Origin of the sequence: Granulicella aggregans (assembly GCF_025685565.1) — a bacterium.
In the GTDB taxonomy this organism is placed as follows: domain Bacteria; phylum Acidobacteriota; class Terriglobia; order Terriglobales; family Acidobacteriaceae; genus Edaphobacter; species Edaphobacter aggregans_B.
On the sequence record NZ_JAGSYE010000003.1, the window covers coordinates 425,634 to 441,582 of the forward strand.

General features: G+C 60.9%; 5 protein-coding genes and 1 pseudogene. 5 read left to right on the forward strand and 1 reads right to left on the reverse strand.

What is annotated here, in order from left to right:
- The first annotated feature begins 152 nt into the window (after nucleotides 1-152).
- From OHL18_RS17125 to OHL18_RS17145, 5 genes and pseudogenes are all read left to right on the forward strand, one after another.
- Nucleotides 153-1,508: a hypothetical protein gene (locus OHL18_RS17125; protein WP_263376090.1), complete on the forward strand. Its 1,356-nt coding sequence runs from the start codon at nucleotides 153-155 to the stop codon at nucleotides 1,506-1,508.
- 248 nt (nucleotides 1,509-1,756) lie between these two features.
- Nucleotides 1,757-4,009 carry an alpha-N-acetylglucosaminidase gene (locus OHL18_RS17130; protein WP_263376091.1) on the forward strand — a complete coding sequence of 751 codons (2,253 nt, stop codon included), beginning with the start codon at nucleotides 1,757-1,759 and terminating at the stop codon, nucleotides 4,007-4,009.
- 33 nt (nucleotides 4,010-4,042) lie between these two features.
- Nucleotides 4,043-5,194, forward strand: a complete 1,152-nt coding sequence (locus tag OHL18_RS17135; protein ID WP_263376092.1) for an acyltransferase family protein — start codon at nucleotides 4,043-4,045, stop codon at nucleotides 5,192-5,194.
- 91 nt (nucleotides 5,195-5,285) lie between these two features.
- On the forward strand, nucleotides 5,286-8,606 hold the full coding sequence (locus OHL18_RS17140; protein WP_263376093.1) for a TonB-dependent receptor: 3,321 nt from the start codon (nucleotides 5,286-5,288) through the stop codon (nucleotides 8,604-8,606).
- A 182-nt stretch (nucleotides 8,607-8,788) separates the two neighbouring features.
- A pseudogene (locus OHL18_RS17145) lies at nucleotides 8,789-8,932 on the forward strand (transposase); the annotation flags it as partial.
- Between the two features lie 112 nt (nucleotides 8,933-9,044).
- Here the strand turns inward: OHL18_RS17145 and OHL18_RS17150 are convergent.
- Nucleotides 9,045-15,911 carry an FG-GAP-like repeat-containing protein gene (locus OHL18_RS17150; RefSeq protein WP_263376094.1) on the reverse strand — a complete coding sequence of 2,289 codons (6,867 nt, stop codon included), beginning with the start codon at nucleotides 15,909-15,911 and terminating at the stop codon, nucleotides 9,045-9,047.
- Between the last annotated feature and the right edge of the window lie 38 nt (nucleotides 15,912-15,949).

Below are 15,949 nucleotides of genomic sequence, written 5' to 3' on the forward strand. Positions count from 1 at the left end.
ACCCGAAGTCCAAGCCCAGTCTTTCTTTCGCCTTGGAGACGGTCGCATAAAACAGTCAGAGGAACGGTTCCCCAGGATTTATCCTGAATCCTACTCTGCCGCCGTCCGACTGTCGCGGTTTTGGCCGGGGATCGACAGAAACCATGGGTGAAATGAAGTCCACATCGGGTCAGGCTTTCGCGCCGTCAGCCGGTGCATCAGTGCAAGCGATCGATGGGCGTGCCGCCCTCGTGCAGCAGGTGCTCGCATCCAGGACGTTTGCGAAGTCTGTCCGCCTCACGCGCTTTCTCGAATTCATCTGCCTGAAGACGATCGAAGGCAAGGCAAGAGAGCTCAACGAACAACAGATCGGCATTCACGTCTTTGATCGTTCGCCCGACTACAGCGCCTCCGACGACAGCATCGTCCGGACCCAGGCCCGCTTGCTGCGGCAGCGTCTTGAAGAGTACTTCGAGCATGAGTGTCCAACCAGCCCTGAGATTATTTCGATTCCGAAGGGCGGCTATGTGCCGGTCTTCGAGCCGAGAAGCGGAAGACTCCAATCCCCTGCGCAACTTCACGGCTCTGACGTCGCCGCCCCGACAGGGCAGATCCAGGTAGCATCGCCAGAGCAGCAGACAACTTCACAGAGAATTCCGGAGGGCAACGCGAAGCGGCGCAGTCTTTCTCTGTCCCTCTCCGTTGCAGTGGCCGCTATCCTCATGGCGGTACTCTTCCTTTATCTATGGCGGATCAATCGCATCGAGACGCCCTCCGATACGCTCTGGTCAAACGTCTTCAGCAGCGGGCGCCCGGTCGTGATTGTTCCGTCGGACGATGCTCTCGTTCTTTTCGAAGAGCTGACGCAGTCGGCAGTACCTCTCGATCAGTATCTGAGCGGAAGTTACCTGCAAAAGGCCAAGCTGCCGCAGGCGGGCAACACGCCACTAAGCTCAGAATGGTTTGCAGCGCATCAATATACAAGCACCGCCGACCTGAATCTTGCCATGCGGCTTGGCCGAATCCCCGAGGCCGTCAAATCGAACGTTGAGACCCGTAACGCCCGGGTCGTACGCATCGACGATCTGAAGAGCCGGAACGTCATCCTGATCGGCGGGATTGGAGCGAATCCCTGGGTCAGCCTCTTTTCAAAGCGCCTCAACTTCGACGTGAACTACGACTGGAAGAACTCCCAGGGATACGTCTTGAACAAGCATCCTGAACGGGGCGAGTCTGAGATGTACCGTGACGCCACCTCCGACGGCTCCCACCGAAGCTATGGCGTGCTCGCCTGGTTGCCTGGCATCGAGGACGACGGGCAGGTGCTGCTGTTCCAGGGAACGGGGATGGCAGGCACAGAGTCCGCCGCGGACTTTCCGTTCAACGTGAATTCGTTCCGAAGCTTCGCGAAACAGATTGGTGCCACCCCGGAAAAGATGCCCTACTTCGAGGCGCTGCTGGAGACGACTAGCGTTGGGGGAAACGCGCCCGAAGCTCGTCTCGTCGCCTTTCGAGTCATCAAGCCTTGACCTCCACTCTCTCTTCGTCTCATTCGAAGACTCTCCTTTCCTCCTCCAGAAAATAGAACCGGCGCGTGGCCGCCTTAGGTCGACTCACTCTGCGTCGGTCAGAGGTCCCCGATCGCCTCAGGCGTACCTCTACATGCCGGAAAACATCGGAAAATGGGCAAAACATTTGATTGACGGTGAAATCCGGCTTCCAACGGTGAAATCGCTTCCGGTTTGTTAACGGCGAAGCAATACTCCACGAATCAATCATGTGGACAAGACGTAAATTTCTCGAGGCGTCCTGCGCGAGTGTCGGGGCAGCTCTGACGGCAACCGAACTGGTCGCTGCAACCCACGCCGCGGACGATAGACGACCGCCTCGAAAACCAGTTCGGCTGGAAGACACAGCTGTCTCTTCGGCCCGGGCTGTGCTCGGCCGTCAACTCGGAGAGCGCGCCGCGGCGTTCGATTTGAAGTGGATCTCGGCGGAGGATGGCCGCGAGGTATACGAACTTTCCGCCACGGCGGGGCGCGTCATGGTCTCCGGCAGCAGCGGTGTCGCCATCTGCCGTGGTGCCTATGAGTACCTCAGACACTCCTGTAACGCCATGATCACCTGGAGTGGCAGCCACCTCGATCTTCCCGCCGCGCTGCCTTCGGTCGAACACCGGCGCGTCGTCTCCCCCTACAAGTTCGTCCAGTACCTCAATCCCTGCACCTTCGGTTACACGATGGCCTTCTGGGACTGGCCTCGCTGGGAGCACGAACTCGACTGGATGGCCCTCCACGGAATCAACCTGCCCCTCGCCATGGAAGGGCAGGAGGCAATCTGGCAGCGCGTCTGGCTCTCACTCGGACTCACGCAGGCCGAGATCGACGAGTTCTCCACCGGGCCAGCTCATCTTCCGTGGCATCGCATGGGCAACATCAACAACCTCGACGGACCGCTCCCGCAGGGCATCATCGACGCCAAGCGCGTCCTTCAAGGAAAGATCCTCGACCGCATGCGCGAATTGGGCATGAAGCCCGTCGCTCCCGCCTTCGCCGGCTTCGTCCCTCAAGGCTTCAAGCGGCTTCACCCGGACACCGAGACCTTTACGCTGCTCTGGCTCCCCGAGGAGTTCAAGACCATCCCCCGCAGCACGCGCACCTTCATCCTCCATCCCGGCGAACAGGACCTTTACAAGCAGATAGGCAAAAAGTTCATCGACGAATACAAGGCCGAGTACGGCGAAGTGGAGTACTACCTCGCCGACACCTTCAACGAACTCCGTGTCCCGGTCAGCGAAGAACATCGCTACGAAGACCTCGAACGCTTCGGCCGCACCGTCTTCGAGAGCATCCAGGCCGGCGATCCCAAAGGGACCTGGGTCATGCAGGGCTGGCTCTTCGTCTACGACTCCGCATTCTGGGACAACTCTTCGGTCGAGGCGTTGCTCCGCGGTGTACCGAACGACCGCATGATCATCATCGACTATGCCAACGACCTCGCCCCCGCCGTGAAAACCAAGTATGCCCCCGGCCAGTGGAAGACTCAGAAGGCGTTCTTCGGCAAGCAGTGGATCAACGGCATGGCCCACACCTTCGGCGGCAACAACAACATCAAGGGCAACCTCGCCCTCATGGCCTCTGAGCCTGCCGCCGTCCTGACCAGTCCAGACAAAGGGAATCTGGTCGGCTGGGGCATGTGTCCCGAAGGCATCGAGAACAACGAGGTCGTCTACGAGTTGATGACCGACGCTGGCTGGCGCTCCGAAGCGATCGATCTCAACACCTGGATTCCCAGGTACTGCGCGTCACGCTATGGCTCGTGTCCTCCCGCAATGCAAGAAGCCTGGACACTTCTCCGGCAGAGCGCCTACGCAAGCCATACCTGGATGACCAATCAGGCATGGCAGACAGAGCCCGGCAATCATCCGGTCTCTGCGCAGATCGACTCCGGGCCGACCTTTCAGAGAGCCGTTGCGCTCTTCCTTTCCTGCGCGGATCAACTCGCAGGAAATGCGCTCTATCGCAACGACCTCATCGAGCTCGTCGCTCAAGCTGTTGGCGGTCACATCGACCAGCAGCTTGCCATCGCCGTCCAGGCCGTCGACGCTCGCCAGAACGAAGCCACCGTTGACGCTTCGACTCGCGCTCTCGACTGGATGAACCGGATCGATGCGCTCATGAACCTCCGTCCCGACCGGCGTCTTGAAACCTGGACCATCGCCGCACGCTCCTGGGCAAAGTCTCCCGACGAGGCGGCCTTCTACGACGAGAACGCGCGTCGCCTCATCACCACCTGGGGCTGGCCTGAGCTCTCCGACTACGCCTCCCGCGTCTGGTCGGGTCTCATCCGCGATTACTACGCAGCCCGCTGGGCCGCTTGGTTCGAGAGCCGCCGAACGAGCAGCCACTTCTCGCTTGATATCTGGCAGCAGACCTGGCTCTCGTCGCCGTATCGCCCCAGCACTCCGCGCCCTGTTCCAGACCTGATCGCCGAGTGCCACCAGCTGCTCGCCGAATGCAAAGCCACCTAAACCGCACGAGAAGACGAAGAGAGGAGACGACCTATGCCGCTTTCATACGCAATCGAACCCGAAGCGAAGAAGCCATCCACCCGGCTCATCTCTATCGACGTCCTGCGCGGCATCACTGTCGCCTTCATGATCGCGGTGAACAACAACGGCTACAACGATGCCGCCTACCGTTTCATGAATCACTCCCCCTGGAACGGCTTTACCGCGACCGACCTCGTCTTCCCCACTTTTCTCTTCATCATGGGGATCTCGGTCGTCCTCTCCTTTGGCGGTTCACGCATTCAGGCGACATCGAAGTCCACTCTCCTTGTCCACATCCTGCGCCGCTTCTGCCTGCTGGTCTTCTTCGGCCTCATCGTCAACGGGTTTCCCTACTTCCACCTCGGGACCCTGCGCATCTATGGAGTCCTGCAGCGCATCGCGGTCTGCTATCTTCTCGCCAGCCTTTTGCAGTTGATTACCGATCGCATCACTCCGCGCATCGTCCTGCTTGTCGCCTCGCTCGCAGCCTACTGGGTCATCCTCCGCTGGATTCCCGTCCCCGGCCATGGCATGCCTGTCCGCGACTTCCCCCTGCTCGACCGCGATATCAATCTCGCCGCCTATGTCGACCGTCACATCTTTCCCAATCGCCTCTTCGAAGGAACGCGCGATCCCGAGGGTCTGCTTAGCGATATCCCAGCCTTTGCCAGCACTCTCCTGGGCATGATCGCCGGATGGTGGCTCAAGACCGGCCGCGACGCCACCTCAAAGGTCCGCGCTCTCGTTATCTCCGGAGTTCTGCTGCTCGCTGCTGGCCTGCTCTGGTCGCAGTCCTTCCCGATCAACAAGAAGCTCTGGACCAGCTCCTACGTTCTCTACGCTGGCGGGTGGAGCGTACTCATCCTCGCCGCGTGTTACTTCGCCATCGAGATCAAACAGTGGCGCGGCGCCTGGACCTTCCCGTGGATCGTCTTTGGCACCAACGCCATTACTGCATACGTCTTCTCCGAGTTGCTGTCCACCGCCGTCTCTGTCTTCCCCTTCCGGCATGGAGAACCGTTCCAGCCGTTCGTATACTCCAGTTTCTTTCAGCACATCGGAAGTCCGGCCTTTGGATCGCTGGTTTACTCAGCGCTCTTCGCCGCCTTCTGCTGGATCCCCGTCTGGCTGCTCTACCGCAGACGGGTCTTCCTCCGACTTTAGTAGAAACCCGTACGCCAGAGCAGCACGCACGCAGGTATCAGATCGCCGAAAGATCAAGACCAAACGCAACGCTTGAAAGGAGTCCTACAGCATGAAGAAGCTCTTGCAACACCTCACTCTACTCGCCGCCGTCCTCGGTCTTGGCAGCATTGCCAGGGCCCAGAGTACCTCTGCCAACCTCACCGGCAAGATCGTCGATTCGACCGGAGCGGTGGTGCCTCACGCCAAGGTCGAAGCCAAGAACACCGGCACCAATCTCACCAAGTCCGCGGAGACGGACGGCTCAGGCGTCTACACGATCTCGACTCTGCCTCCGGGACAGTACACGTTGACCGCCGCGGCGCCAGGATTCACCACCCGAGTCCAGACCGGGATCGTGCTCACGGTCGCGCAGTCCGCCACATTGGACATTAGCCTGCAAACTGGAGCGACGCAGGACACCGTCACAGTAGAAGGCGGGGCCGAGTTGATCAATACCACTACGGCCGAGATCAGCCAGGTCATCGGAGAAGATGCCGTGAGAGATCTCCCGCTCAACGGCCGCGATCCTTCTAGCCTCGTCAATCTATCCGTCGGCGTCACCAACGAACTCATCTCGCAGGCCTCGACGCTTCCCGGCTCCAACTCGTTCCCGCTTGAATCCGGCGCATCCGCAGGCGGCCAGCGCCAGGGCAGCACCTGGTATCTCCTTGACGGCGTCGCCAACATGGACACCTTCGCCCTGCTCGCCGCCCCATTTCCCAACGCGGACGCGACCCAGGAGTTCAGGGTCATCTCGAACAACTTTGACGCACGCTATGGCTTCGCTCCCAGCGCAGTCGTCAGCATCCAGACCAAGTCCGGCACCAACCAGTTCCACGGCGGCGGCTTCGAGTTCATTCGCAACAAAGCCGTAAATGCTTCCAACTGGTTCAGCGGCGCAGTCGACGGTCTCCATCGCAACCAGTTCGGCGGCTACATTGGCGGACCCATCATCAGAGACAAGCTCTTCTTCTTCTCGAACTACCAGGGAACGCGTTCGAGCTATCAGGCCAACACGAACATAACCTACACTCCCACCGCCGCGATGCTCGCGGGCGACTTCAGCGCCGTACCCGCCTCCGATCTTCAAGGGCCGCTCACCAGCGCCTTCCACACCGTCAACGGCAAGCCGAACCAGGTCGACACCTCGCTCTTCAGTCCAGGCGCACTGGCCATCGCCAAGTCTTTGCCTCTCGGCCAGGATCCCGCAACCGGCAAGACCAACTTCGCCTCTCCAGCGCAGAAGCTGACCTACAACGAGAACACCTCCCGTCTCGACTACACCATCAATCCCAACCAGCGCGTCTTCCTTCGCGCCTTCACCTACCTCTACAACCAGCCCGGGGCGACCGTGCCCGGGGACATCCTCGCCGGCGTCAATGGCCAGGGCGGAACGTATCTGAACCTCGTAGCTGGCCATACCTGGACCGTCACGCCGACACTGGTCAACAGCGCAACGCTCTCCTGGGCCGAGATCGACTTCCACACCGGCACGGTCGAGAAGGACACGAGTGGCGCACCGATCTGTCTCTCCCGATTCATCAATGTCAACGATCCAGCCGGACAGTGCTACATCGGCGGACTGTCTGCATTTGACGGCAATGTCCTCTACGGCGGCGGTCTCGGCTTCAATGCCTTCACCGGAAATCCCAACGACACCCGGCGCCGTTACTGGTGGTTCACTGACACGGTCACCAAGACCATCGGCAAACATACCCTAACCGCCGGGGCCGACATCATGCATCGCTACGGCTTTGAGTTCTACGGCGGCAGCGTCAATGCAAACGCCGGATTCAACGGCCAGTACACCGGCTTCCCGCTCTCGGACTTCCTCCTCGGTTATCTCAACAGCCTTGGCCAGGGGGCTGGCGAGCAGGGCAGCGAATCGGGCTACATGATCGGCCTCTACGGCCAGGATCAGTTCAAGGTCCGGCCGAACATCACCGTTACAGCAGGTCTTCGTTGGGACCCCAACTTCCCTCTCCAGGTCGCGAGCGGTCGTGGCGCAGCCTTCGTTCCCGGACAGCAGAGCACCCGCTACCCCAACGCTCCCGTTGGCCTGGTCTTTCCCGGAGACAAAGGCATCAACAATGGCCTCATGCCCACTACCTATGGCTACTTCGAACCTCGCATCGGCGTCGCCTGGCAGATCCATCCCAGCACAGTTGTACGTTCCGGCTTCGGCATGTTCACGACGCCGCTCGAAGACGCCTTCTACAACCATGTCTGGGACACCGCACCGTTCGCCCCCGCCTACAACTTGAACGGCTCCGGATCAACGCCGCTCTCCTTCGACAATCCCTGGAGCAGCTTCGCTGGAACGGGTGGCACGAGCCCCTTCCCTCCGTTCGCCTCCCCCTCGCAACTTCCGGCATCGAACTCCACCTTCATTACTCCGCTCGCTGTCCCGGCAGTCTTTTCTTCCAACTTCAAGCTCGGCATCACTCAGAGCTGGAACCTATCCCTGGAACAGTCCTTCGGCAGCCAGTTCGTGCTGCATATGGCTTACGTTGGAGCTGAATCCTTCCACCAGGCCACAACGGTCGACCAGAACCCAGGAGGCTTCGTATGCCCGACTGGCGTTGCCGTCAATCCTGCGAACTGCAATGACGTCCGTGCCAACGGTAACTTTGCGCAGATCATTCAGGTCCAGCCTGCCGCCACTTCCAGCTACCATGCTCTGCAACTGGGCTTTGAAAAGCGTTTCTCGCACGGACTACAGTTTCAATCGAACTTGACCTGGTCGCACGATACCGACGTAGGCGGCTCCGGCGACCCCTCCTTCGAGTCGAGCGTCAGCGATCCGCATAACGTAGGCCACGACCAGGGACCATCCAGCCTGAACTACCCTCTCGTATCGGTCTCGAACCTGATCTATCGCTTCCCCACACTTGAACACAAAAACGCACTGCTCAAGAACACACTGGGGGGATGGGAGGTCTCCGGCCTCTACACCGCACAGTCCGGTCCACCGTTCACGATCAATGGCGGCGCAGGAAACAACAACTCGGGCTTCCTGGTCGGACAGGATCGCGCGGACCAGGTAGCGGGCGTTCCGTTCAAAGTTCGCCAGGGCGGCAAGAGCAACTGGCTCAACAACTACTTCAACCAGGCGGCGTTCACGAACAATGCGTACGGAACTGCAGGAAACTCGAAGAAGTTTCAGATCCAGGAAGCTCCAATCGGGACTGCGGACATCGCAGTCATAAAGAACTGGACCGCCTACGAACGTTACAAGCTGCAGTTCCGCGCAGAAGCGTTCAACGCCCTGAATCACCCAAGCTTCGGCCAGCCGGATTCAAACCCCGGCGACTCGAACTTTGGGCAGATCACCGGAATTGGCGCAGTACAACCACGCGTCATGCAAGGGGGTTTGAAGTTTTCATTTTGATCTGCATGGATCTTCTGTCCATTGAGCGGAATGCCGGGCCTCTTCGGTACCAGTTAGGACGATAAAACTGGTACCGAAAGTAGCCGGGCAATGAAAACAGGACTATCTTTCGAGGGGTTCAAGTCCGTGCCAACGACCAATGGGAACAATTCAGCCGTGCAAATGAGCATAGAGAGCGTTGCATGGCACGAGGGAAGAAGCATGGTCCCGAGCAGGTGGTGAACCTGTTACGTCAGATTGAAGTGTCTGTGGCGAACGGGAAGACGACGTCGCTGGCGTGTAAGGATGCCGGGATCACGGACCAGACGTACTACCGTTGGCGCAAGAATGCGGCGTGCTGAAGTAATCCAGCCGCAAAAGTGACAACGACCCTTGAAGTGCCGGGCTGAGAACAAGAGTCTGGCGGTCGAGGCCTTGGTCTCCTGCGAGGATCACATCTCACGGACTGACGATCGGGCAGGCTACTTCTCCGTCCTGGCACTTTGACGTTAGCACTGCCGTCACGCTGTGCGAGAGCTGTCCCGAGGTTGCGGTCACATGGATGGTCCACACCTGCGTTCTCCAGCCCGATCCACATCCTCCAAGTGCGAGCAGACCGGCGAACAACAGGACCGCCAGCAAGCCGCCGCCGACGCGTCTCACGCGCCTGCGAATACCCGAGCACAACGGAAGCAAAAGCACGCCCGCGAGCAGCGACGCCGCCAGCGTGGTTCCCCCGCTGACTCCGCCGCGCAGGCTGGCCCACGGACCTGAAGGATAATTTGGTGTCTGAATGACCAGCGTCGCCGGTGTTGTTCCGCTCACTCCAGCCGCGATTGAGGCTGGAGTAAGTGTGACCTGCGATCCGTCGGGCGTGCCGGTGACCGCGAGGTCGACGGTGGATGCCATTCCCGACGGATTCGTCTCCGAGACCGACAGCATGAAGGTCGCAGTACCGCCATGGAAGATGGTCAGATTCGGATTGGTTAGAGTGAGCCCGAAGTCCTCGACCGTGACGGCGGCGGGCGGACTCGCAGCAGCGGCGTAAAGTGTGTTGCCGCCGTAGCTGGCCGTAATCGAGTGGGTGCCAAGGCTCAGCGTACTCACCACAAAGGTTGCGGTTTGATTGGAGAGCGGGGCGGTGCCGATCAGCACCGTACCGTCGAAAAACGAAACCGTACCTGTGGGTGCCGGTCCGATGAATGAGATGGTCGCCGTGATGGTGACGGGATTGTTGAGGAATACCAGGTTCGGTGTCGCAACAACGTTCACGACCACCGGCGAAACGATGAGCACGGTCTGCGTCACGGTCGGGGCCGCGGCGTACTGTGCGTTCCCCGCCTGGTTCGCGGCCACAACCACCGTGCCTGTGCCGGTAAAGGTCAGCAGGGTTCCGTTTACCGCTGCCGGCCCAGAGACCACGCTGAAGCTGACGGGCAATCCGGACGAGGCTGTGGCTGCCAGGGTTACGGTTGGCGCGCCTGCGGCGATGGGCGAAGCAAGCGGCGCGAACGTAATCGTCTGCAGCTCCTTGGCAACATTGAAGGTCGCCGTGGAGGTTCCGGCGGCATAGATGCCGCTGGCCGCCTGCGACGCCTGTAACACGACGGCACCCGCGCCGGTCAGCGTTACGGTCGAACCGGCAATAGTAGCCGGGCCGCTCAACACCGAGTAGGTAATCGCTCCGGGCGAGTTCGAGACAGCCGCAACGGTGAAGGGAGGATTGCCCAACGTCTGGTTCGCTACGCTGAAAGTGATGGTTGGGGCAGTAAGGTCGAGTGCCACTCCGTTCAAAGGAACAGTCTGGGTGGTGCTGGTCAGGTTCAGCGCGTTGTCCGTTGTAACCAACTGTCCGGAGAGGTTGCCCACGCTTACCGGCGTGAAGCTGACCAGGTCGGTGCAGGACGTACCTGCCACGAGCTGCGAGGAGGCGCTGGTCACGTCCAGCAGCGGACAGGTCGACGCGCTGTCAACGGTAAAGCCCGGCGAGATCGCTGGGTCGAAGCCGTTGCCCGGCGCTGAAAAGACCAGCGGAGCATTCCCATCATTCGTAAGGGTCACAGGCTTGGGGCTGTCGCTGCTGGTCTGGCCCACAGTCACAGAGGCAAAGCTCAGCGTCGGCGGGTTGGCATAGTTCAACTCCACGGCCTGGGTCAGTCCCGAATCCGCGACAAAGATGTTGCCGCTTTGATCGACGAAGAGTCCGTCCGGACTGACGAGTCCGCTGCCAAGCGAAAGAATGGTTGGGTTGCTCGCCGGGATGCTGCCGCCGACGGCCAGAATCTCCTTCACGTCACTGTCGCCATAGTCCGATACGAAGACATCGCCCGCAGCGTCGAGCGCGATATTGGATGGCAGGTTCAGGCCAGTTGCCAGGGTGAGGATGGTGGGCGAGGCGGGGATGCTGCCGTTTACCGCCATCACCTCGAAGACCGCGTTTTGATCCTGGTCAGAGACGTACAGGTTGCCGCTCGCATCTACAGCGACACCAGTAGCGCCAGTGAGGGCCGTCGACAGGTTTTGGATGACAGGCGACGCGGGGATACTGCCATCAACCGAGATCACTCGGTAGATTCCGCCGCTGTATCCCGTGCCCGCAAGGCTGGACACATAGACGTTGCCGAGCCCGTCCACTTTAACGCCGGTAACGTTGACGAACTGCGACGTGACGGTCACAATCGTCGGCGAATCGGGGACTGTACCATTCACCGCCAGGACTTCGCTTAGCGTTGTATTGCTGCTGAGCACGAAGACGTTTCCAAGGCCATCGACAGTGACATCCTCGCAATCGGCGAACGAGCCGATCTGGTGAGGTTGGCCGCTGACAGGGATCTCATAGAGGCCCGAGCCGTAGCTGGCGACAAATACATCTCCCGCTCCGTCGACGGCAACCCCGGCCGACCGCGTAATGGTGCCTGCGAGGTTAGTCTGGGTGCCAGGACGAAAGGTGACTTGGGGTCCGGTACCGACGCCGTAGAAGTAGCTGGTGGCGAGCACTGTGCCGGAAGCCGCGGTGAAGACCGCTCCGCCAAAGCGTTGACCGGGATGGGTGGGCGTAAAGCTGAATTCCAGGACGCAAGTCTGGCCGACGGCATAGGCGACCGACAGGCTGCAGGTTCCGCCGGCCGCCTGCGAAAAATCGAGACCGGCGACACCCTGCGTGGAGGTCCTTATGGCGCTGAGTGTGCCTGCGGTCTGAAAGGTCACCAAGGTGGAGATCGCCGCGCTGGAGCTCCCCACCGGTTCCGTCAACACGACCGGGTTCAGGGTGATCTGGACTGGCGCGGCGGCCGTATAGCCTCCTCCCGCAGCCTGATCGGCCTCGACCACCACGGTTCCTGGAGCGGTGTACGTCAAGGTTGAGCCGTTCGTCCCGCTGACCATCGCTGGGCCGCTCACGACACTGAAGACCACGGGATTGCCCGATGCTCCACCCGTCGCCTGCAAGAGCACGGATGTCCCGGCGAAACTCGAGGTGGGAGCGTTGAACTGGATGACCTGCGTCGTCGAAGTGTAGGTGTAAAGATCATTGGCGCTGGTGGCGCTTGTGCCATCGGGTGTCGTTACCGTCACATCCACGGTGGATGTCCCGGGCGGACTGACAGCGCTGATCGACGTAGCACTGTTGACCAAAAAGGACGTCGCGGGCACGCTGCCGAACTGCACCGAAGAGGCCCCGGCGAGATCGAGCCCGGTAATGACGACGGATGTGTTTCCGCCGGAGGGGCCCGAGTTGGGCGAGACGCTCGTTACCACGGGAAGCGCAGTCCCCGTGCCAGTGCCGTTCAGCGGAATCGTCTGCGAAGGCGAAAGCGTGTTGAGGTTGTTATCGGCGACCACCATGGTTCCAACCCACGGCCCACCGTAAGGCGGCTTGAAGCTGACCTGGTAGATGCAGGACGTGAGGGGCCCCAGGCCACTCACCTCGGTGGCACTCCCAGGATTCGGGAAGCAGGTCGAGCTGGCGTCGACGTCGAATCCGGTTGAGATCGTCGGATTCAAGGCTTGCGGCGATGTACCGCCGAATTGCAGCGTCCCGTTGCCTACATTGACGAAGGTCACGGTCTGCGGGCTGTCGCTGCTCGTCTGGCCGGGCGCTGTGGTCGCGAAGTGCAGGCTTGGCGGATCGAAGTTGTCCTTCTCGAAGACCCCGGGGTTGCTGCTCGCAAAGTAGTTCGTCGCGAAGTAGAGGTTGCCGTCGCCGTCGACAGCGACCGTTTCCAGCGAGTCGAATCCGGAGACCGCCGTGCTCTGCAGGAAACCACCAAACTGTAGCGGTAGCTCTTTATAGATCACCCCAAGCGAATAGTCGGCAATGTACAGATTGCCCAGCCCGTCGACGCTCAGGCCTCTCGGGAACGAGAGACCGCTTACCGCAGTCGTTTCGGTGTACCCGCCATTCGACGGTGTCTCCGCGAGGATGTTGCTGTTCCCCTGGCTCACGTATAGGACGCCGTTCCCGTCGACGGCGAGCGCGTTCGCATAGACCCTGGAGTTGATCGTCGACTGAGTGTAGGTTCCGTTGGTCAAGGTCTCCTTCACCAGGCCGACCAAAAGGCTTCCGATGTAGACGTTGCCGCTCCCGTCCACTGCCACGCTTTCCACGTTGCCGAGTCCGGTGAACACCGTGGTCTGGCTATACCCGCCGTTGATGGGCGACGCCTCCACCACGGTCTCGGCGTCCTGGTCCGCGATAAAGACGTTCCCCGCGCCATCGACCGCTACGCCCACCGGGTACACCAGATTGGAAGCGACGGTCGTTTGGACGTACCCCGTCCCCGACTTCGTCTCCTTCACAACGGCGCTTGGAATTTGGGGTGAACCTCCCACCTGGGTCGCTTCTACGATGTACACGCTGCCTGCCGCATCGACCGTGACCGCGTAGGGATCGATGACCTGGCTGAAGGGCAACTGCAGGGTCGTTCCAGGACTAAAGTTCAGCATCGGTCCGGTGCCAGTGCCTTGAAGGTACACAGTCGCCAGCGGATCGCCCGACGCATCGCTCAGCACCGCGGCACCATAGCGCACGCCCGGCCGTTGCGGCGTGAACGTGTACTCCACCGTGCAGGTCTGTCCGGCGGTATAAGCCGTACCCACGGTGCAGCTGCCACCCGAGACCCCATTGAAGTCGAGCCCGGCAACTCCCTGTGTCAACGCGGTAATCTTCGCGAGTTGTCCTGCCGTGCCGATCGTGACCGTCACCGTCTGCACCGCGCTGGTGCTTCCCACGGGTTCCACCAGGGGCCCGGAAGATGTGGCCGCGCCTACGGTGAAGGGCACGCTGTTCGAGGAGCTCGTCGCGAAGTCGTTGTCGCCCGGGTAAAGCGCCGTCAGGGCATCGGATCCCGCAGGGAGGGTGGTTCCGCTCCAACTCGCAACGCCGTTTGCGATGCTTCCCGTCCCTACAGTGTTTCCATTGCTCAGAAACGTCACGACACCGGTCGCATTGTGATTCTGTGCCGCGTCAGGAGCCAGCGAGACGCTCAACGTCACGGATTGTCCCGGAGCACTGCTCGAAGGGTTCGCCGTGAGTGAGAGCGTCGTCGGCTGGAGGACACCGGTCAGCGGCGTGGAACTCGAAGTGGTGGCCGCATAGTTTCCGTCGCCGCTGTAAACGGCATCGACGTCGTGAATCCCGAGTCCGATCGGCGAGATGTTCGCTACCGTTGCAGTAGCCGATCCGTTCCACTCGCTGAGAAAGATCGAGACGCCGTTTACCTGGTTGAGCGCTGCGATGTCCGGCCTGCCGTCGCCGTTTAAGTCCGCGACAACGCCAGAGAAGGGTGCCCCGTTGGTTGCCGCACCGACACGATGGGTGAAGGTGCCGTCGCCATCTCCCAGCAGCGCGAGGACGTTCTGGGTTACTCCCGGGGTTGTCTCCTCGAGAAAGGCGGCCAGGTCGGGCTTGCCATCGCCGTTGAAGTCGCCGACCGCAATCGCGTTGATGTAGTCGACATTGGCGGTGCTGATCGGAGCTCCAAACGTACCGTCGCCCTTCCCCAGAAGGACCATGATCGAGGCTGGCGGCTCAATGTTCACCACGGCGACATCGAGGTTACCGTCGCCGTCAAAGTCCGCGACCACCAGGCCTTCGGGACCGATTCCTAACGTGGGGGACGCGACCGGCGTGAAGGTGCCGTCGCCATTTCCCAGCAGCACGGTCAGAGGGGCGGGAGTGAGGGCGCTGTTGGCCGCAAATAGATTCTCGACGACAAGATCCAGTTTGCCGTCGCCGTTGAAGTCGCCTACGCCAACATCCACCGGATTGTCCCCGGTCGCGAAGGTCTGCGGAAGCAGCGTAAACGTGCCGTCGCCGTGTCCCGACAAGATGAAGACGGTCTGCGCGAACTGACTGATGCCGATCAGGTCCTGGTTACCATCGCCGTTCACATCGCCGACGGCCGCCGAGAAACTCGCGAAGGCACCTGGGATCGACTGCCCCGCGGTAAAGCTGCCATCCCCGTTTCCGAGCAGGATGTCGATCGTGCCGCCCCCTGTCGTGATCGCAAGATCGACCTTCCAGTCGCCGTTGAAGTCGCCCGTCAGAAGACTACCCGGGAAGTCGCCGGTTGCCACACTTGGTGCTGTGCTAAACGTTCCATCGCTGTTCCCTAAGAGGATGGACAGGCTCCCGGGCGCGTTGGTGTTCAACCCATCGTTCGCTACAGCTAGATCCGGAACGCCGTCACCATTGAAGTCGGCGGTCACGATGGATCCGGGGTACTGCCCAGTCGCCGGCGCGGACTTCTGCTGCAGCGTCAGCCCCGTCGCTCCAACCTGGAGCCCGGCGATCCCAAAAGCAAAGTTGAAGTTGTTGGTGTCCAGGAACGATACGGTTCCCGTAGGAGCGGTCGAGCCGTTACCAGCCACAGTGGCGGTGAGGGTGTAGTCTCCCGCCGACCCGGCTGCGGCGATTGTGGCGGTCGCGACATCGGGTGCTCCAACCGCGGTGACCGCCAGCGCAGAGATAGCCGAGATGCTGGCGGCGTTGGAGTTAGTGCCAGGAAAAACTGCCTTGTAGCGATGAGTTCCGGTGCCCGGGATGAACTTGTAGCTTGCTGTCCCGGCACTCGTAAGCTGCGCCAAAGCGAGCAGGTGGAGATCGGTGCAATGGGCGGCATCGGCGTCGCAAAACTTAACCTGGCCTGGATTTACGAGGGAACTCCCGGCCTGAACGGTCGCGGTAAGCGTGACCACGGTTCCCGGACTTACCGATGCGGTTGGATTTCCGTTCGTCGTAACGGCCAGAGTGGTTGTGGTGGTCGCTGCTTGAGCGGTGCCGATCAGTACCAGCCAGCCGACGAGCACGCGCAGGAGTCGGAGCATGGATCTGGCCTCGGGAAGCGTGGGAATGCCCAAGCATA

Bases quoted from the DNA above. Each gene is read 5' to 3' on its own strand.
- OHL18_RS17150 (WP_263376094.1), bottom strand. From the start codon at position 15,911: ATGCTCCGACTCCTGCGCGTGCTCGTCGGCTGGCTGGTACTGATCGGC.
- OHL18_RS17130 (WP_263376091.1), top strand. From the start codon at position 1,757: ATGTGGACAAGACGTAAATTTCTCGAGGCGTCCTGCGCGAGTGTCGGG.
- OHL18_RS17135 (WP_263376092.1), top strand. From the start codon at position 4,043: ATGCCGCTTTCATACGCAATCGAACCCGAAGCGAAGAAGCCATCCACC.
- OHL18_RS17140 (WP_263376093.1), top strand. From the start codon at position 5,286: ATGAAGAAGCTCTTGCAACACCTCACTCTACTCGCCGCCGTCCTCGGT.
- OHL18_RS17125 (WP_263376090.1), top strand. From the start codon at position 153: ATGAAGTCCACATCGGGTCAGGCTTTCGCGCCGTCAGCCGGTGCATCA.